The 17,770-nt window shown below is 64.7% G+C and carries 24 protein-coding genes; 10 read left to right on the top strand and 14 right to left on the bottom strand.

What is annotated here, in order from left to right; all coding sequences use genetic code 11:
- Positions 1-45 precede the first annotated feature (45 nt).
- On the top strand, positions 46-705 hold the full coding sequence (locus ACM9ME_RS00210) for a PEPxxWA-CTERM sorting domain-containing protein (RefSeq protein WP_415641394.1): 660 nt from the start codon (positions 46-48) through the stop codon (positions 703-705).
- 46 nt (positions 706-751) lie between these two features.
- Here the strand turns inward: ACM9ME_RS00210 and pal are convergent, their stop codons facing one another.
- The 7 genes from pal to ruvB form a co-directional block, all read right to left on the bottom strand.
- The gene (gene pal, locus ACM9ME_RS00205) at positions 752-1,255 is read right to left on the bottom strand and encodes a peptidoglycan-associated lipoprotein Pal (protein ID WP_415641393.1); all 504 of its coding nucleotides are present in this window, start codon (positions 1,253-1,255) and stop codon (positions 752-754) included.
- Positions 1,256-1,272: 17 nt separating this feature from the next.
- Complete coding sequence (gene tolB, locus ACM9ME_RS00200; protein WP_415641744.1) at positions 1,273-2,571, bottom strand: Tol-Pal system beta propeller repeat protein TolB; 1,299 nt, start codon at positions 2,569-2,571, stop codon at positions 1,273-1,275.
- Between the two features lie 95 nt (positions 2,572-2,666).
- The gene (locus ACM9ME_RS00195; protein WP_415641392.1) at positions 2,667-3,419 is read right to left on the bottom strand and encodes a hypothetical protein; all 753 of its coding nucleotides are present in this window, start codon (positions 3,417-3,419) and stop codon (positions 2,667-2,669) included.
- On the bottom strand, positions 3,406-3,837 hold the full coding sequence (tolR, locus tag ACM9ME_RS00190; RefSeq protein ID WP_415641391.1) for a protein TolR: 432 nt from the start codon (positions 3,835-3,837) through the stop codon (positions 3,406-3,408). The genes ACM9ME_RS00195 and tolR overlap by 14 nt, the downstream gene beginning before the upstream one ends.
- Positions 3,834-4,511 carry a protein TolQ gene (tolQ, locus tag ACM9ME_RS00185; protein ID WP_415641390.1) on the bottom strand — a complete coding sequence of 226 codons (678 nt, stop codon included), beginning with the start codon at positions 4,509-4,511 and terminating at the stop codon, positions 3,834-3,836. The genes tolR and tolQ overlap by 4 nt, the downstream gene beginning before the upstream one ends.
- The gene (locus ACM9ME_RS00180; protein ID WP_415641389.1) at positions 4,508-4,954 is read right to left on the bottom strand and encodes a YbgC/FadM family acyl-CoA thioesterase; all 447 of its coding nucleotides are present in this window, start codon (positions 4,952-4,954) and stop codon (positions 4,508-4,510) included. Before ACM9ME_RS00180 ends, tolQ begins: the two co-directional genes overlap by 4 nt.
- A 146-nt stretch (positions 4,955-5,100) precedes the next feature.
- The gene (gene ruvB / locus ACM9ME_RS00175) at positions 5,101-6,120 is read right to left on the bottom strand and encodes a Holliday junction branch migration DNA helicase RuvB (protein WP_415641388.1); all 1,020 of its coding nucleotides are present in this window, start codon (positions 6,118-6,120) and stop codon (positions 5,101-5,103) included.
- Between the two features lie 169 nt (positions 6,121-6,289).
- Here ruvB and ACM9ME_RS00170 point away from each other — a divergent pair, with 169 nt between their 5' ends.
- Positions 6,290-7,027 (top strand): PEPxxWA-CTERM sorting domain-containing protein, encoded by a 738-nt coding sequence (locus ACM9ME_RS00170; RefSeq protein WP_415641387.1) that lies wholly within the window; start codon positions 6,290-6,292, stop codon positions 7,025-7,027.
- A 90-nt stretch (positions 7,028-7,117) separates the two neighbouring features.
- On the opposite strand, the gene ruvA is transcribed toward ACM9ME_RS00170, so the two are convergent.
- The 5 genes from ruvA to ACM9ME_RS00145 all read right to left on the bottom strand — a co-directional run bounded on the left by ruvA (position 7,118) and on the right by ACM9ME_RS00145 (position 10,022).
- Positions 7,118-7,711, bottom strand: coding sequence for a Holliday junction branch migration protein RuvA (ruvA, locus tag ACM9ME_RS00165; protein ID WP_415641386.1), 594 nt, complete (start codon positions 7,709-7,711; stop codon positions 7,118-7,120).
- 147 nt (positions 7,712-7,858) lie between these two features.
- A complete protein-coding gene (gene ruvC, locus ACM9ME_RS00160; RefSeq protein ID WP_415641743.1) occupies positions 7,859-8,368 on the bottom strand; it encodes a crossover junction endodeoxyribonuclease RuvC in 510 nt (169 codons plus the stop codon).
- Positions 8,365-9,108, bottom strand: coding sequence for a YebC/PmpR family DNA-binding transcriptional regulator (locus ACM9ME_RS00155; protein WP_415641385.1), 744 nt, complete (start codon positions 9,106-9,108; stop codon positions 8,365-8,367). Before ACM9ME_RS00155 ends, ruvC begins: the two co-directional genes overlap by 4 nt.
- A 9-nt stretch (positions 9,109-9,117) precedes the next feature.
- Complete coding sequence (locus tag ACM9ME_RS00150; protein WP_415641384.1) at positions 9,118-9,783, bottom strand: glutathione S-transferase family protein; 666 nt, start codon at positions 9,781-9,783, stop codon at positions 9,118-9,120.
- Positions 9,783-10,022 carry a DUF2312 domain-containing protein gene (locus ACM9ME_RS00145; RefSeq protein WP_415641383.1) on the bottom strand — a complete coding sequence of 80 codons (240 nt, stop codon included), beginning with the start codon at positions 10,020-10,022 and terminating at the stop codon, positions 9,783-9,785. The genes ACM9ME_RS00150 and ACM9ME_RS00145 overlap by 1 nt, the downstream gene beginning before the upstream one ends.
- Positions 10,023-10,124: 102 nt before the next feature.
- Between ACM9ME_RS00145 and pyk the strand changes: the two genes are divergently transcribed.
- Positions 10,125-11,576: a pyruvate kinase gene (gene pyk, locus ACM9ME_RS00140; protein ID WP_415641742.1), complete on the top strand. Its 1,452-nt coding sequence runs from the start codon at positions 10,125-10,127 to the stop codon at positions 11,574-11,576.
- 87 nt (positions 11,577-11,663) lie between these two features.
- Here pyk and ykgO read toward each other — a convergent pair whose 3' ends face one another.
- Positions 11,664-11,789 carry a type B 50S ribosomal protein L36 gene (gene ykgO / locus ACM9ME_RS00135; RefSeq protein ID WP_003046794.1) on the bottom strand — a complete coding sequence of 42 codons (126 nt, stop codon included), beginning with the start codon at positions 11,787-11,789 and terminating at the stop codon, positions 11,664-11,666.
- 130 nt (positions 11,790-11,919) lie between these two features.
- Here ykgO and ACM9ME_RS00130 point away from each other — a divergent pair, with 130 nt between their 5' ends.
- From ACM9ME_RS00130 to gpmA, 4 genes are read left to right on the top strand one after another with little or no spacing between them, the layout of a single operon-like run.
- Complete coding sequence (locus tag ACM9ME_RS00130) at positions 11,920-12,489, top strand: DUF4136 domain-containing protein (RefSeq protein WP_415641382.1); 570 nt, start codon at positions 11,920-11,922, stop codon at positions 12,487-12,489.
- Entirely contained in the window at positions 12,486-13,601 is a 1,116-nt protein-coding gene (locus tag ACM9ME_RS00125; protein ID WP_415641381.1) for a M14 family metallopeptidase, read from the top strand. Before ACM9ME_RS00130 ends, ACM9ME_RS00125 begins: the two co-directional genes overlap by 4 nt.
- On the top strand, positions 13,601-14,056 hold the full coding sequence (locus ACM9ME_RS00120; protein WP_415641741.1) for a GNAT family N-acetyltransferase: 456 nt from the start codon (positions 13,601-13,603) through the stop codon (positions 14,054-14,056). Before ACM9ME_RS00125 ends, ACM9ME_RS00120 begins: the two co-directional genes overlap by 1 nt.
- Before the next feature lie 7 nt (positions 14,057-14,063).
- On the top strand, positions 14,064-14,750 hold the full coding sequence (gene gpmA, locus ACM9ME_RS00115; protein ID WP_415641380.1) for a 2,3-diphosphoglycerate-dependent phosphoglycerate mutase: 687 nt from the start codon (positions 14,064-14,066) through the stop codon (positions 14,748-14,750).
- Here the strand turns inward: gpmA and ACM9ME_RS00110 are convergent.
- Positions 14,732-15,325, bottom strand: a complete 594-nt coding sequence (locus ACM9ME_RS00110) for a GGDEF domain-containing protein (RefSeq protein WP_415641379.1) — start codon at positions 15,323-15,325, stop codon at positions 14,732-14,734. The two genes, gpmA and ACM9ME_RS00110, sit on opposite strands and share 19 nt — an antisense overlap.
- Positions 15,326-15,419: 94 nt before the next feature.
- Here ACM9ME_RS00110 and purE point away from each other — a divergent pair, with 94 nt between their 5' ends.
- The 3 genes from purE to ACM9ME_RS00095 all read left to right on the top strand — a co-directional run bounded on the left by purE (position 15,420) and on the right by ACM9ME_RS00095 (position 17,770).
- Positions 15,420-15,902, top strand: coding sequence for a 5-(carboxyamino)imidazole ribonucleotide mutase (gene purE, locus ACM9ME_RS00105; protein WP_415641378.1), 483 nt, complete (start codon positions 15,420-15,422; stop codon positions 15,900-15,902).
- 13 nt (positions 15,903-15,915) lie between these two features.
- Positions 15,916-16,974 carry a 5-(carboxyamino)imidazole ribonucleotide synthase gene (locus ACM9ME_RS00100; protein ID WP_415641377.1) on the top strand — a complete coding sequence of 353 codons (1,059 nt, stop codon included), beginning with the start codon at positions 15,916-15,918 and terminating at the stop codon, positions 16,972-16,974.
- 103 nt (positions 16,975-17,077) lie between these two features.
- On the top strand, positions 17,078-17,770 hold the full coding sequence (locus ACM9ME_RS00095; protein ID WP_415641376.1) for a PEPxxWA-CTERM sorting domain-containing protein: 693 nt from the start codon (positions 17,078-17,080) through the stop codon (positions 17,768-17,770).

Raw genomic sequence — 17,770 nt, 5'->3', positions numbered from 1 at the left:
CTCGGTTCGTCCGCTGTTTAGGGTTTACCTAACAGGGTCGCAAAAATGAAATATTCTCATCTGCTCGCGGCCTGCGCCGCAGTCTTAGTCGCGTGCCCGGCACAAGCCGCCACGCTGATCAGCGCCGCCGTATTCGGCAGCACCAACAACACGATCTGGGCGACGGCGAATGCGCCCGGCACCACTTCCGGCAATTACACGCTGTTCCTGCAGAATCCGGGTCTCGGCAACTTCCTCAATCGCAATGACGAAGCAATCAGCTACGCGGCGCATGCCGGGGACAATTATGCGTTTCTCGCTGGCGATGGGTTTTTCCCGGGCAGCACGCTGAATTCGGATCCGCTTTACCGATTGGAGCTGACGTTCGACAACGGTGCCGTGCTCACCGGCAGTTACATCCCGGGCTCCACGAACATGTTCGTCGGCGGCAATGCTGTGACGATCGGCAATACGACGCTGAGCCTGACCGAATTCTCGTTCACGCGCAGCCTGGCCGACACGGTCGGGCCGTATCATGCGATCCCGCAGACCGGCGACAGCAACGACTATGCCGGTAATTTCAGCTTTACCCAGACGATCGACCCGGGCGTCGGCGCGGGACTTGTTCCGGAACCCGAAAGCTGGGCGCTGATGGTCGGCGGTCTCGCGCTCGTCGGCTATGGATTGCGCCGCCGCAGGTCGCGGGTCGCGGTGACCTACGCCTGAGCCAGACGCGTTAAACAGGGGCCGCTTAGCTGCGGCCCCTGTTTGCTTATTGAACCGTGACGGTCACCGCGCGACGGTTCTTGGCCCAGCTGGCTTCGTCGCTGCCCGTCGCATCCGGGCGTTCCTTGCCGTAGCTGATCACGGTCATGCGGCCCGGATCGACGCCGAGCGCGGCGAGCACATTCTTGGTCGAATTGGCGCGGCGGTCACCCAGCGCGATATTATACTCGCGGGTGCCGCGTTCGTCGGCATGCCCCTCGATCGTGGCGCGGACGCGGGGATATTGCGCGAGCCAGGCGGCTTGCGAGCGCAGCGTGGCCTGATCATTGGCATCGACGTCCGAACTGTCGGTGTCGAAGAAGATGCGGTCGCTGGTCACCTTGGCGATGAAGTCGGCCTGACTGCCCGGCGTGGCGGCGCCCGAGGTGTCGGTCACCGGCGCGATCTCACTGCCGCTGGTGGGCGCGGGCGGCAGTTGCTTGGGCGGCTTTTTCGCGCAGCCGGCGAGCGCAAGCGCCATCAGCGCGGCGGTGAGGATGGGTTTGGTCATACGTCTCTCCTTGCAATTCATGGCAGCACCGGACCCCAAGTCGGGTCGGAGCCGTCGGCCGGTGTCGGCAATTTGCGTTCGTTGCGGCCGGTCAAATCGACCTGCCACAGTGACGATTTGCCGCCCGCACCCTGGCTGGTGCGAAAGAACTGGATGATGCGCCCATTGGGCGACCAGCTGGGCGATTCGTCCTGCCAGCTGTCGGTCAACAGGCGTTCGCCTTTGCCGTCCGGCGTCATCACGCCGATGCGGAACGATCCGACGCGGGTGAAGGCGATGAGGTCGCCGCGCGGGCTCCATTCGGGAGTGGCGTAGCTGCCACCGGCAAAGCTGATGCGTTGTTGATCCGAACCGTCGGCGTTCATCGTGTAGAGCTGCTGTTTGCCCGAACGATCGCTCTCGAAGACGATGCGACGACCATCGGGCGAGAAGCTGCCGCCGACGTCGATGCCGGGCGAGTTGGTGAGGCGGCGCGCGGTGCCGCCGCTCGACGGGATCGCATAGATGTCGGTGTTGCCGCCCTGCGCCATCGAATAGAGGATAGTACGGCCGTCGGGCGACCAGCGCGGCGCGAGGACGGTATTGGGCACATCGACCAGCGTCCGCTGCGTGCCCGAAGCCATGTCGTAGATGAAAATGCGGACGCGCTTTTCAGCGTAACCGACGTACAGCAGGGACTTATAGTCGGGCGAAAAGCGCGGGGTCAGGACGAGCGACTGGCCATTGGTCAGGAAGCGGTGATTGGCGCCGTCCGAGTCCATGATGGCAAGGCGCTTGACGCGGTTTCCCTTGGGGCCGGTCTCGGCAATGTAGGCGACGCGGCTGTCGAAAAATGGGCTGTCGCCGGACAGCCGTGCATAGATCGCGTCGGCGCATTTGTGCGCGGCGCGGCGCCAATCGCGCGCTGGGACGACGTAGCCGGCCTTGGTAAGCTGCTGCTTCAGCGCGACATCGTAGAGGTAGCAGCCGACGGTGAGGCCACCGTCCGCGTTGGTTTTGACATAGCCCTGGACGAGCGAAGCGGCGCTTTGGCTTTCCCAGGTCGGGTAGTCGGGCGATTGGACAGCGGGGAAGGTGATGCCGGGGACGCCGGATGGCCCTTTGGGCGCGAACAGGCCGGTGCCCTTGAGGTCGCTGGCGACAACTTCGGCGACCTGGCGACCGAGGGCGTCGGTGGGACCGGCGATGGTGGTGGCGACTTCGGGCGTCGGCATGGCGGGGACGGCGATGACGACCGCTGCGGAAGTGCCGCCGACGACGTCGACTTCGATCGGCGAGTCGGTGGTCTGGGCTAACCCCGCTACACTCATCGTCATCGCGGCGAAAGCCGGGATCCACCGCACCGCGCGAAGCCAGTTCCCGGTGGCAGCGTGGACCCCGGCTTTCGCCGGGGTGACGGGTGTTGAAATCATCATGCCGGCAGCCTGTAATTGAGGTTGATGTTCTTCCACCCGTCGTAAAGTTCGGGCGGCAGTTTGAAGGGTGCGCATTGTTTGAACGCGGCGCGCGCCAGTTCGGCCACGCGCGTCCCGTAACGGGCGTTCTCATCGGTGGTCGTCTGGCCGACGACGCGCGGTTCGGCGGCTAAGCTGCCATCGGGGTTAAGGCGCAGGTTCAATTTGGTGCGGATGTCTTCCGCGCCTGGCCCCGGCGTGACGATGCGATCGGCGCAGGGCTGAACTTGTCGCGCAATGGCCGAGGCGAGGCTGGCGACCTGCGCCGGGCCGACGGTGGCACGCGGCGCGGCGGCTTCGCCCGGTTGGTTGCTGTCGGTGATGCCTTTCAGGAAGTTCGCGCCGAGGCGACCGCCTTTGGGTGAAGCGGGTTTAGCCGCCGGTGGTGCGGCGACGCGCGGCGGAGCGGGCTTGGCGGGCGTCGGCAGCGACGATGCCTTGGCGACGGGTGGCGCCGCTTGTGGTTGCGGCTGCGGTGCCGCCTCCTCGGGCGTGCCGAGTTCGGGCGCGACCGACGGGGCGGGTGCGGCTTGCGACATGATTGGCGCGGTGTCTGTCACGCCGACCTCGTCGATCAGTTGCACGTCGACCGACTGGACCTTCGGAACATCGGGCTTGGGCGCGGCGAACAGGCCGACGGACAGCGCGGCGATCAGCGCGACATGGCCGAGCGTCGCGCCGCCAAGACCGAAGCGTTCAGCGCGCGTCACCGCCCGCCTCTCCGGTCGTCACCAATGCGATCTTGTTGATCCCGGCGCGATTGAGCTGTGCCATCACCGCCATCACGCGGCCATAATCGAGCCCGCGATCGGCGCGCAGCATGACTTGCGGCGGATCGCCACGCGCGGTCAGGCGGGTGAGTTCGTCGGCAAAGATGGCCTGATCGACCGCTTTGTCGCCGACGAACAATTTGCCCGAGCGGTCGAGGCTGATCGCCACCGGCTCGCGCTCCTGCGTCAAGGGTTTCGCGGCGGCATCGGGAAGGTTCACCGGCACGCCCGCCGTCAACAGCGGCGCGGTGACCATGAAGATGATCAGCAGCACCAGCATCACGTCGACCATCGGCGTGACGTTGATCTCCGCCACCGGCGCGCGGCGGCGCGATTGCGAGGCGCGGAGGGGGGTCATGCCCCGTCCAGCTCGCGGCTGAGTGTCGCGTGAAAGCGATCCGCAAAGCGCGTCAGGCCCGCTTCGATACGGTTCACGCGGTGGCTGAGGCGGTTGTACGCCACGACCGCCGGGATCGCCGCGAACAGGCCGAGCGCCGTGGCGAACAGCGCTTCGGCGATCCCCGGCGCGACGACCGCGAGGCTGGTGTTCTGCGCTGCCGCGATGCCGGTAAAGCTGCGCATGATGCCCCAGACGGTGCCGAACAGGCCGACGAACGGCGACACCGAACCGATAGTGGCGAGGATGTTGAGGCGGTCGCTGAGCGCATCCCCCTCCCCCGCCGCAGTGCTGGCCATCACCGTCTGCAGCCGCGCGCGGACGCCTTCGCGATCGAGCTTGGCGCTCTTCGACGACAGCCGCCATTCCTCCAGCGCCGCGCGAAACACGCTGGCGGCGGGGAGCGATGATTTTTCATGCGTGCGCGCAAAGGATTCGATATCGCGCGCCGACATCAATTCGCTTTCGAACTTGTCGGTGGCCGGGCCAATGGACTTCAGCCGTCCCCAGGCGGCGAGAATGATCGCCCAACTCCACACGCTGGCGGCGAGGAGCAACAGCATCACCGCCTTGACGATGATATCCGCCTGCAAAAACAGTTCGACGGGGCTGAGGCTCGGGACGCTCGGGTTCACTTATCTTCCTCGATCAATGCGGTGAAAGCCGCGACCCACGCCTTTGGCTGGCGCTGCGGCCGTCCGGCTGTGGTCAGCCAGGCGGCCGTGACATTTGCCTCGGTCAGCACTTGGTCCTGGCGCATGACTCGCTGCTGAATAGTCGCCGTCGCGGCGCCGACCTTCACCACGCGACTCTCGACGATCAGATCGTCGTCGAGTTTGGCCGGAGCGCGATAACGGATGTGGAGATCACTGACGGCATAGACGCCCTGCCCAGCATCATGCTGCCCACGCTGATCGATGCCGACCGCGCGCAGCATGTCCGACCGGGCGCGCTCCATGTAGCGCAGGTAATTGGCGTGATAGATCAGGCCCGACAGGTCGGTGTCCTCGAAATACACGCGCACCGGGAACAAGTGCCGCTTGCCGTCGAAGCGGCCGAGGGCGCCATGTTCGCTCATGCCAAGGGTCTAGCGGCTGGGGTCCGGCCTGTGAATCCCGTTCGTCCCCGAATCCGAACTATCTGCCCCCGCAAGCATGAATTAAGACGATTGATACGCATCGGCTCCATGATGCGGGCGTGACGCACATGCCCGACCATCGCCGCTCAGCCGTCGAACAGGCCGTCCTGCGCACCGCTCGGCGGGGTTAGTCCCAGATGCTTCCACCCCCCGGCATTGAGGCAGCGGCCCCGCGCCGTTCGCGCGATCAGGCCGAGCTGGATGAGAAACGGCTCGATCACTTCCTCGATCGTGTCGCGCGGTTCGCTGAGCCCCGCCGCCAGCGTTTCGACCCCTACGGGTCCACCGCGATAGATATCGGCGATCATCGTCAGATAACGCCGGTCCATCGCGTCGAGTCCGAGCTGATCGACGTCCAGCCGGTTGAGCGACGCATCGGCGACCTTGGCGGTGACCACGTCCTCCCCCGCCGCATGTGCGAAATCGCGAACCCGGCGCAACAGCCGCCCGGCAATGCGCGGCGTACCGCGGCTGCGCTTCGCGACTTCTGCCGCGCCATCGTCGGCCAGCGTCAGCCCGAGCAAGCCCGCGGCGCGGGTGACCACCTGGCGAAGCTCATCGACGGTGTAGAAACTCAAGCGCACCGGAATCCCGAAACGATCGCGCAGCGGCGTCGTCAGCAATCCCTGTCGCGTGGTCGCCCCGACCAAAGTGAAACGCGGCAGATCGATCCGTACACTGCGCGCGGACGGCCCTTCCCCGATCATCAGGTCGAGCGCGCGGTCCTCCATCGCGGGATAAAGCACTTCCTCGACCGCCGGCGCGAGCCGGTGGATCTCGTCGATGAACAGGACGTCACCGTCCTCCAAATTGGTGAGCAAGGCGGCAAGGTCACCCGACTTTGCGATTACCGGGCCCGACGTCGCGCGGAAACCGACGCCCATTTCGCGCGCGACAATCTGGGCGAGCGTGGTCTTGCCGAGTCCCGGCGGCCCGAAGAATAAGACGTGATCGAGCGCCTCGCCACGCGCCCTTGCCGCCGCGATGAACACGCGCAAATTCTCGCGCGCCGACTTTTGGCCGACGAAATCGTCGAGCGACTTCGGACGCAATGCGGCGTCAATGTCCTCGGGCTGACGGGCGGGAGAGGTGATCGGGTCAAGCACGTTGCCATGCCCAATATGCAGTTGTTCCCCGCAAGGCGAGCGGGAAGCCGATCAATCTCCACGTCCCCGAACGGGACGCAGTTCAGTTAACATGATCTTTTGGTCAGGTATCCAAATGACGAATTGCAACGTAGCTAAAGACAACTGAATTGAGTTCGAGGAAAAAGTCATGCGTGCAGTCCTGTTGAGCGCCGTTGCGGCCCTGACCATCGCGGCACCGGCCCATGCCGTGTCGTTCTTCTCGCTGGGTGCCGCGAATCACGGCGCTGGCAACATGGATCCCGGCCTCGCCGCGTTCGAAACGTCGTTGGTGACGTTCGACGGTGCGATGCATTCGGGTGTTTCGCTCAGCACTTCGGGCACGGTCGGGCTGTACACCGGCACCAGCGGCGTTGCGGCGGCACCGGTCGGCGATACGTCGCAGTATTTGGCGCTCGGGACCGGGGGTTCGGCCACCCTCGACTTCGCGTCGTATTTCGCGGCCATGCATGACCGCGTGCGCTCATTGAGTGTCTATGTCGGGTCGGTCGACACCTATAACACGATCGAAATTCTCAATCTGACCGGCAATGTGATCAAGACGATCACCGGCAGCGACCTGCCCGGCCAGAATGGCGATCAGGGTGCGGCGCTGACCAATCGCCGCCTGTACATCAACTTCGATCCGTCGGAGAATGTCGGCGCGCTGCGTTTCAGCTCGACCGGCGTCGCGTTCGAATTCGACACGATCGGCGCAAGCACGGTGAAGTTCGATATTCCCAACACATCCATGACGACGCCGAACAACGCCCTCCCCGCGGTTCTGGGTGTGCCTGAGCCGGCCAGCTGGGCGCTGATGATCGGCGGCTTCGGCGTGGTCGGTGGTGCGCTGCGCCGTCGCCAGCGCGTCGCGGTTCGCTTCGCCTAACAGATATCGACGCGGCGACGGCTACTCGCCGCAGTCGATCGGAGCGCTGCCGGACACCGCATACGGTGTCGGCAGCGCTCTTTTTTTTCGCTATCGCGCCGCTTTCCTCAGCGCCAGACGAACCAGCGCGTCGAGCCCGGCATCCGCGCCGAGGTCGTCCACCGCCGCCGCCACCGCCGCACTCGCTTCGCCCGGCTTGAAGCCGAGATTGCCGAGGGCGGAAATCGCATCCTGCGCTGCGCTGCCTGCCGGGACCGCGGTCGAGCCGCTGCCAAGCGCGATGCCGCCGGCTTTATCCTTCAACTCACGCACGATGCGTTCGGCAAGCTTCGGCCCGACGCCGGCGGCGCGCGTGACCATCGTCTTGTCCTGCCGCGCAATGGCCTGTGCCAGTTCGTCGGGCGTGAGGATCGACAGGATCGCCAGCGCCACCCGGCCGCCGACGCCCTGCACACCGGTCAGCAGGCGAAACCAGTCGCGTTCCCCCTGCGAGCCGAACCCGAACAGCGTCATCGCGTCTTCGCGGACCTGCAATTCGGTAAACAGCATCACCTGCCCGCCGACAGGTCCGATCGCGGCCAGCGTCTTGGTTGAGGCGAGAACGAGATAGCCGACCCCGGCGACATCGAGCACCGCGCTGCCCGCGTCCGTTTCGGCGAGAATTCCGGCAAGGCGGGCGATCATGGTGTTGACCTATCGCACCACAATCGCGTCGTCACCCCGGNCTNNGANCCGGGGTCCCGCTTCTTCTGAAGCCGCGCAGANGCGTCACCCCGGCNTCCGAGCCGGGGTGACGCTTCTGCGCGGCTTCAGAAGAAGCGGGACCCCGGATCAAGTCCGGGGTGACGGGGAGAGGGCCGACGTATGCCGCGCTGTGGCCAGATGGTGCGCGTGGGTGATAGCGACGGCCAGCGCATCGGCTGCGTCGCTACCGTCGATTTGGACCCCCGGAAGCAGGCGTTTGACCATCGCATGGACTTGGGTCTTTTCCGCCGCGCCGGTGCCGACGACGGCCTGCTTGACCTGCCGGGGGGCGTATTCACCGACGGGGATGCGTTTGAAGCCCAAGGTGGCAAGCAAACACCCGCGCGCCTGCGCGAGCTTGAGCGTCGATTGCCCGTTCGAATTGACAAATACTTCTTCCACGCCCGCGCTGACGACGTCATGCGCGATCAGCAGCTGGTTGAGCTGTTCGCCAAGATGCGCCAGCCGCGCCGCCAGAGGATCGGTCGTCCTTGTCGCGATCCGGCCGTTGGCGATGTGCGCGAGGCGATTTCCCTCCGCGACGATGATTCCCCAGCCCGTCGTGCCGAGGCCGGGATCGAGGCCGAGGACGATCAGGCCAAACGCTCCATGATGTCGTCCGAAATCTCATAATTGCCCCAGACGGTCTGGACGTCGTCATCGTCGTCGAGCGCATCGAGCAATTTGAGCAATGTGCCCGCGTCGCCTTCGTTGACGTCGACCATCGTTTGCGCGCGCCAGGCGAGTTTTGCGCCTTCGCCTTCGCCGAGGCTGGCTTCCAATGCCTTGGTCACTTCGTGGAGCGTTTCGACGCTGGTCCAGATCTGGTGGCCGTCTTCGTCGCTGGTGACGTCCTCGGCGCCCGCTTCGAGCGCGGCTTCGAACACCGCATCGACATCGCCGGCCTTGGCCGAATAGGCGATCAGGCCCAGCCGATCGAACGCGTGACTGACCGCGCCGGGCGCGCCGAGATTGCCGCCGTTCTTCGACACCGCCGTCTTGACGTTGGTCGCGGTGCGGTTGCGATTGTCGGTCAGCGCCTCGATGATCAGCGACACGCCACCGGGGCCGAACCCTTCGTAGCGGATTTCCTCGTAATTCGCGCCGTCGCCCTTCGACGCGTTGCTGATGGCGCGTTCGATATTGTCTTTGGGCATACCGCCGGCGCGCGCCGTAAGCACCGCGGAACGCAGCCGCGCGTTCATCGCCGGATCGGGCAAACCCGATTTCGCCGCGACGGTGATTTCGCGGCTGAGTTTCGAAAACGCCGCCGCGCGTTTTTTGTCCTGCGCACCCTTGCGGTGCATGATGTTCTTGAATTTGGAATGGCCCGCCATTGCCCTGCCTTATGCCTTGAGCGCGGCACGGCGCGCCATCATCTTCGCGAAACCGTCGCGCATTTCGGTGACGGTGCGGCCCAGCACAGCATCGTCCTTACCGCGCGCGAAATAATCGGCGACCTTGGGCCGTGCCCTGACTGCAGCGAACGCCTGTGTCGGCCCGTCGATCAATTCGAACAAGGTCAGGATCGGAAACAGGGCCGCGTCGGCATCGGTGATGCCGCCACCCACAGCAAAATCGTCGCCGATCAACCGCTCGAGCGCGTCCAGGCCCTTGTCGATCTGCATCCGCGCCGCTGCTACGATGTCGGGGCAATCGGCCATTTTGAACACCAGATGGACCATCAACTGACGTCCGCCGACGGCGAGTTCCCCCTGAGCCAGCGAGACGATTTCCCGCACCCGCGCCCGCGCGAGCGGATCGGCGGGCATCAGCGGATCGCCCGGCAGCACATCGTCGAGATAACCGGCAATCGCCAGGGATTCGCAGATATGCGCCCCGCCATCGGTTTCGAGCACCGGAATACGTCCCATCGGACTGATCGCCAGGAATTCGGGCGAGGTCAGGTCCATTCCGGGCGGGTTCGCCGCCTCGATTTCATGCCCCTTGGCGCGTGCGACGATCAGGCAGCGCTGTACGAAAGGGGAGGTCGGGACGCCGAGAATCCGCATCAGGTCAGCCCCAATGCCGTGCGATAAATGTCCATCATCGCGTCGGCTTCGTCGCGGACATGCTTGTCGAGTTTGCGCAAAGCGACGACCTTGCGCATCGTCTTGACGTCATAGCCCTGCCCCTTGGCCTCGCCATAGACATCCTTGACGTCGTCGGCGATGCCCTTCTTTTCCTCTTCCAACCGCTCGATCCGTTCGATCAGCAGGCGCAATTTGTCGGCCTGGATTACGTCGCTCATTATGATCCTCAGTGTTGCGTGCCGGGCAACTTGTCGCACTGGCACCTGTGGCCTAGGCCGATAGGGAACCCTGCCCCCGCCGACAAGCCAAACGAGGCCGATCTGTCCACTCACCGCACACTGAAGCCGCGTGGCCGCAAGGTCCGCATCCTCGCCACCCTCGGCCCCGCGAGCAACACGCCCGAGATGATCGAGAAACTGGCACGCGCCGGTGCCGACGCGTTTCGGCTCAACATGAGCCACGGCACACATGCCGATCATGCGCCCGTCGTGGTCGCGATCCGCGCGCTGGAAAAAACGCTCGGGCGGCCCATGACCATCGTCGCCGATCTGCAGGGGCCGAAATTACGCGTCGGCACGTTCGCGAGCGGCAAAGTCATGCTGGAGACCGGCGCGGATTTCCGGCTGGATCAGGACAAGACGCCGGGCGACGCAACGCGGGTCAACCTGCCGCATCGCGAGATTTTCGAAGCGCTGAAGCCCGGTGCACGGTTGCTGCTCGACGATGGCAAGATCGTGTTGCGGGTAAAGGCGATTCACGCCGATCATGCCGAAACGACGGTGGAGGTCGGTGGCGCGCTGAGCGATCGCAAGGGTTTGAACGTCCCCGATGTCGTCGTGCCGATGGCCGCGCTGACGGCCAAGGACCGCACCGACCTGGCGTTCGCGCTGGAGCAAGGCGTCGATTGGGTCGCGTTGAGCTTCGTTCAGCGGCCCGAGGATGTTGCCGAGGCGCGCCGCCTGATCGAAGGGCGCGCCGCCGTGCTGGCGAAGATCGAAAAGCCCGCGGCACTCGACCGGCTGGAAGAAATCGTCGAACTTGCCGATGCAGTCATGGTCGCGCGCGGCGATTTGGGCGTCGAACTGCCCCCTGAAGCGGTGCCGCCTGCGCAAAAGCGCATCGTCGAGGTCGCGCGGCGCGCTGGCCGCCCGGTGGTGGTGGCGACTCAAATGCTCGAATCGATGATCACTGCACCGACCCCGACGCGCGCCGAAGTGTCCGATGTCGGCACCGCGATTTACGACGGCGCGGACGCAGTGATGCTGTCGGCGGAAAGCGCGGCGGGTGCCTGGCCAGTCGAATCGGTCGCGATGATGGATCGCATCGCAATGAGCGTGGAGGCCGATCCGGGGTATCACGCGCGTCTGCACTTTACCGAGACCAAGGCCGACGCGACCGCCGCAGATGCGATCTCGGCGGCGGCGCGAGAAATCGCGCACACACTTGGCGCGAGAGCAATCGCGACGTTTACTGCGTCTGGATCGACCGCGCGGCGGGTGGCACGCGAACGTCCCGGCGTGCCGCTCCTCGTGATGACGCCGAGCATGACCACCGCGCGGCGGCTGGGCCTGCTATGGGGCGCGCATGCGGTCCATACGCGCGACGTGGCGAGCTTCGAGGAAATGGTCGCCAAGGCCAAGCGCATGGCGTTGCGCCACAATCTGGCGGCGGGCGATCAGCGACTGGTGATCGTCGCGGGCGTGCCGTTCAAGACCCCAGGCAGCACTAACGTGCTGCATGTGGTGCGGTTGACGGGTGAAGAGCTCAAATAAGCCGGACGCAAAAAAGCGACGCGGGTCGTCCCTGCGTCGCTATCTGCTTGTCACGAAAGGCACCGCGCAAATGCGCAGCGCGCGGGCTTACCCCTGGCGGGCTTTAAACCGGCGGTTGGTCTTGTTGATGACATAGGTCCGCCCACGACGACGGATCACGCGGTTATCGCGATGACGGTCCTTGAGCGACTTCAACGAGTTACGGATTTTCATGGTCGTACGCTTCTTCGAATCTGCGTGAAATTGAAGCGGCGCCACTATTCAGGACAACGCAATCCGTCAAGGTGCAGCGAATGGCGCGATCGTTCGTTGCAACCGTAACGATACAGTGCGGAGCCCAGTCATGAAAACCCTCGCTTACCTTTTGCCGCTTGCGGTGCTGACCATGCCCGCCGTTGCCGACGCGCGGCCGCGCACTACCGCCACCCGGTTTTTCCTCACGCAGGATGTCCAGCGTGGAGCGATCGCCCCCGCCAGCCTCGACGGTGGTCTCGAAGCACAAATTTATCGCGACGCGGTATCCGCTGAGTTGAGCCGTCAGGGTTTTGCACCCGGCGCCGACACCGCGCGCTATGTCTATTCCATTGAATATACGCGCGACATCCAACCTTCGGCCAAGCGCAAGCCGAGCTTTTCGATCGGTTTGGGCGGCGGCGGCAGCGGCGGCGGCTATTATGGCGGCAGCAGCGTCGGCGGCGGCGTCGGCATAGGCTTTGGCGGCGGTCGTAGCGACGCAGCGGTCACGCGCCTGTCGGTGCAAATTCGCGAGCGCGGCGGCTCCACTGTCTGGGAAGGCCGCGCGGAAACCGAGGATCGCCCCGACGTTGGACAGCGCGAGGTGGCCGATCGGCTGGCCTATGCCTTGTTCCGGGACTTTCCGGGCGTGAACGGGCGCACTATCACGGTCAAATGACCATCACCATTTCGGCCGACTTCGATGCCGGCAATATCGAAGTCGAGTCGCTGGACGGCCCTCGAGCCGAACTGACGATCCGCAATGACCATCTGTCCGATTTCTATCAGTGGTTTTATTTCCGTGTGGACGGCGCAGCGGGACAGTCACTCGAACTCGACATTATGAATTGTGCGGGTGCGGCCTATCCGCTCGGCTGGCCCGATTACCGCGCCTGCGTCAGTGACGACGATGCGGCGTGGCGGCGGACCGACACCAGCTATGCCAATGGCACTCTGACGATCCGCCACACGCCCGCGGGTGACAGCGTGTGGTTCGCCTATTTCGCGCCATATTCGAGCGCGCGACACCAGGCGCTGGTCGAGCGTATCGCGGGCAACGACCTCGCTGCACATCGCATGCTCGGTCAAACGCTCGACGGGCGTCCGCTCGATTTGTTGCAAATCGGCACCGGCGGAAAGAGTGTCTGGCTTTACGCCCGACAGCACCCCGGTGAGAGTATGGCCGAATGGTGGATGGAAGGCGCGCTCGAGTTTCTCATCTCGGACGATCCTGCGGCGCAGAAACTGCGCGAGGCCGCGACGCTCCACATCGTGCCCAACATGAACCCCGACGGATCGGCGCGGGGGCATTTGCGGACAAACGCCGCGGGCAAGAATCTCAATCGCGAATGGGCCGATCCGACGATGGACGGCAGCCCCGAAGTTTTCCTCGCCCGCGCGGCGATGGATCAAACGGGCGTCGATTTCGCGATGGACGTGCATGGCGACGAGGCGATCCCCTACGTGTTCATGGCGGGTTTCGACGGGGTGCCGTCGCTGACCCAAAAGCAGGTTCGCAATTACGACGCGTTCATCGGCGCACTCGAAGCGCGGACCGAGGATTTTCAGACCAAATACGGCTATCCCAAAGCGGGTCAGGGCAAGGCCAATATGACGATGTCGACCAACCAGCTCGCCGAACGCTTCGGCGCGGTCAGCATGACGTTGGAGATGCCGTTCAAGGATAACCAGGACGCTCCTGATCCGGTCGAAGGCTGGTCGCCCGACCGTTCCAAGCGACTGGCGGTCGATTGCCTGAAGACGCTCGCCGGCATTATCGACCAGCTGTGATGCAGGTTCGGGAGGGCGGCCTGGGCGACCCGCAGGTCGAGGCCTTGCTGCATTATCACCGCACCGAAGCGCACGCCTCGACGCCGACCGACAATGCCCATGCGATGGACTCAGCGGCACTCAGCGCGCCGGGCATTCGGTTCTTCTCCGTATGGGACGACGACGAACTTCTCGGTGTGGCAGCGTTGCGGCACCTCGACGACACTCACGCCGAACTCAAATCGATGCGCACGCATCCCGATCACCTCCGCCAGGGCGTCGCGCGCACGATCCTCGGCTACCTCGCCGCCGAAGCGCAGTCGTCGGGGTTCAGGCGCCTGAGCCTCGAGACCGGCACCGCGCCGATGTTCGACCCGGCCAACGCGATGTACGAACTCTACGGCTTCGTGGACTGCGACCCATTCGGCGGCTACCCGCCCAGCGAACACAACCGTTTCATGACTTTGGAACTCTAGGAAACCCATGCCCACGCTCGTCCTGCTTCGCCACGGCCAGTCGGCCTGGAATCTCGAAAACCGATTCACCGGCTGGTGGGACGTCGATCTGACCGAACAGGGTGTGACGGAAGCCTGGGCGGCGGGTGAGAACCTGCGCGACAAGGGGTATGATTTCGACCAGTGCTTCACCAGTTTCCAGAGCCGCGCGATCAAGACTTGCAACCTGGCGCTGGAAGCGATGGGGCGGCTGTGGTTGCCGGTCGAGAAGGACTGGCGGCTGAACGAGCGATCCTATGGCGGGCTGACCGGCCTGAACAAGGCCGAGACTGCCGCGAAACATGGCGACGACCAGGTCAAATTGTGGCGCCGCAGCTTCGACGTCCCGCCGCCGCCGCCCGAGGAAGGTTCCGCGTGGGATCTGGCTCAGGATGTTCGTTACAAGGGTGTGCCGATCCCGCAGACCGAGAGTCTAAAGGACACCATCGCGCGCGTCCTGCCTTATTTCGACGCCAAGATCGCGCCGCAACTGCGCGACGGTAAACGCGTCCTGATCGCAGCGCACGGCAACTCGCTGCGCGCTTTGGTCAAGCATTTGTCGGGGATTGCCGACGCGGACATCACCGGCCTCGAAATCCCGACTGGACAGCCTCTCGTCTACGAACTCGACGACAATCTGCGCGAGCGCGAGCGGTTCTATTTGTCCGAGCGCTGAGCGCGTTTGGCGACATACATTTCGTCGTCGGCGCGGCGCAGCGCATGTTCGGTGGTGTCGCCCTGCATCACCGTCGCGACGCCGATCGACAGCTTCACGCTGATCGCCGCGTCGCCGAACCGGACGGGCGCATCGCTGACCGCCGCCGACAGCGCCGTAGCCTTGGCGCGTGCCGCCTCTTCGTTGACATGATCGAGCACCAGCCCGAATTCGTCACCGCCGATGCGCGATACCACGTCCGACGCGCGCACTTCACGCTGAAGGACGCGCGCGATGTGCAGCAGTGCCGCGTCGCCGCTGAGATGGCCGTAAAGATCGTTGATCGCTTTTAGGCCATCGACATCGATGAACAGTATCGCCGCCGGGGTGCCGTGCCGTTCCAGATGCCGGATCGATCGCGCGATGGCCCGCATGAACGGGCGGCGGTTGGGGAGTTCGGTTAGCGGGTCGGTGTCGGCCAGCCGCTCCAACTCGGCGATGCGCGCCTCGGCATGCGCCAACTGCGCGCGCAGGCGACCAGCATCGGTCAATGGTCGCGCAAGCGACTGTGCCACGTCACGCAACATCCCAGCCATAACTCGATAATCCCCCGGCGGCTCCGTTAAAGGGCGAAGATTGTCGCCGCAATGCCGCATTGCCGCGACGAACTGTGCCGATTAGGGAGTGCCGATGGCGCAACCACTGGTCGGCATCATCATGGGCAGCCGCTCCGATTGGGAGACGATGCAGGCCTGCGCGGACATACTGACCGCGCTCGATGTGACGTTCGAGGCCAAAATCGTGTCGGCGCATCGTACTCCTCAGCGTCTTTACGATTATGCGACCGGCGCCGCTGAACGCGGGCTGAAGGTGATCGTGGCCGGCGCGGGCGGCGCGGCGCATCTCTCCGGCATGGCGGCGAGCATGACGGCGCTACCAGTCCTCGGCGTGCCGGTAGAGTCGAAGGCGCTCAAGGGCATGGATAGCTTGCTGTCGATCGCGCAGATGCCCGGCGGCATTCCCGTGGGCACGCTGGCGATCGGCAAGCCGGGCGCGATCAACGCCGGGTTGCTGGCCGCGGCGATTTTGGCGCTATCGGATGAAGCCTTGGCGGGGCGGCTGGCTGATTGGCGCGCGGCGCAGACCGAAAGCGTGGCCGAGAACCCCGAGTGATTTTGGCCGAATAATGATCGAACCGGGCGGCATGATCGGGATCATCGGCGGCGGCCAGCTCGGCCGGATGCTGGCGATGGCTGCCGCGCAACTCGGTTATCGCTGCCACGTTTACAGCCCGGAGGCGTCCGGCCCGGCAACGGAAGTTTCCGCCGCCTGGACCCAGGGCCGCTATGACGACCGCGACAAGCTCGCTGCGTTTGCCGCCAGCGTGGATGTCGCGACGTATGAATTCGAAAATGTTGCCGCCGATCCATTGGAGGCGGTCGCGGCCGCCGTGCCGCTCTACCCGCCGCTGGTCGCGCTGAGGACGGCGCAGGACCGCATCGTGGAAAAGCGTTTTGCCGCCGCCCAGGGCGCTCGAACAGCCGCATGGGCAGAGGCCGGCAGCCGCGAGCGACTGAATGCGGCGCTAGCGGCGGTAGGCACCCCTGCGATCCTCAAGACCGTGCGCTTCGGCTATGACGGCAAGGGTCAGGCGCGATTGCAGACCGCCGCCGATGCCGATGCCGCATGGCGGACGATTGGTGGGCAGCCCGCAATCCTTGAAGGCTTTGTCGCCTTCGAGCGCGAATTTTCGGTGATCCTCGCGCGCGGGGCCGACGGGTCGATCGTCCATTGGGACGCCGCCGAAAACCGGCATCGCGACGGCATTCTCGACACTTCGACCGTGCCTGCCCATGCGGATATCATCGCTTGCCTGCCCGAGGCGCGCGCGACCGCCGAACGGATTGCCGACGCGCTTGACTACATAGGCGTGGTGTCGGTCGAATTCTTCGCCACCGCCGACGGCGCGGTTTTCAATGAAATGGCGCCGCGGGTGCATAATAGCGGGCATTGGACGATCGAAGGGGCCGAAACCTCGCAGTTCGAGAATCACATCCGGGCGATTTGCGGCCTGCCACTCGGCTCGACCGCGCTCACCCGATCGGGCGCGACGATGACCAACCTGATCGGTGACGACGCACTGCGTTGGCCGGATTATCTGGCCGAAAGTGGCGCGCATCTGCACCTTTACGGCAAGGCGGTGCGCGCCGGACGCAAGATGGGGCATGTCACGCGACTGATTTAAGTGTCGCTTTTCGGGACAAAATAATCATGCCGCGCCGCAACATGCCGCTTGCCGCTGGTTAGCAATGCGTTTACAAATGCAATCGACTTTCGAGGATTCGATGATGATCAAGTTTTTGACGAGTGTTGTTGTTGCTTCGGCGGCGCTCGCCGCTTCGCCGGCTCTGGCGGTCGATGCGTTCACCGTGTTCAACGGCACGAACGGCACCGGTGGGTTCTATTATGGCTCGGCCAGCGGAACGGCGCTTAGCGACTACAACGTCACCGCGACGGGCGGCTGCTTCCTTCCGGGCGGCACCTGCCTTTACTCGTCGGCCTCGCCGGACGGTGTGATCCCGGGTGTCGTCAAGGGCGGCAGCTACAGCACGGTCGACTATGACGGCACGACCTTGGCGATGCATCCGTCGAACAGCCTCGACACGTTCGCGGCGTTTCGCGCGACGACTGCCGGCAAATACGCTTATACGATCAAGCTCAAGGCGATCGGCACGGATTCGGTGAACGGCGTCGGTGTCACGGATTTCACGTCCGTCGCCAACGTTGCGACGCTTGGTTCGCGTCAGGTTCTTCCGGGCTACACCTCGGCGACGACCCTTTCAGGTCAGGTCGTTCTGGCGGCGGGTCAACAGTTCGGCGCGATCGTCGATGCCAACGGCAACTATGGTGGCGACACCACGGCATTGACCTTCGGCGTGACTGCGGTTCCTGAACCTGCGCAGTGGGCCCTCATGATCGGTGGCTTCGGCTTTGTCGGTGGTGCGATGCGCCGCCGCCGCGCGACGCTCGTAGCCGCCTAA

It is taken from the genome of Sphingomonas antarctica (genome assembly GCF_965137005.1).
Classification (GTDB): domain Bacteria; phylum Pseudomonadota; class Alphaproteobacteria; order Sphingomonadales; family Sphingomonadaceae; genus Sphingomonas_O; species Sphingomonas_O antarctica.
This window is presented reverse-complemented; position numbering and strand designations above follow the sequence as displayed.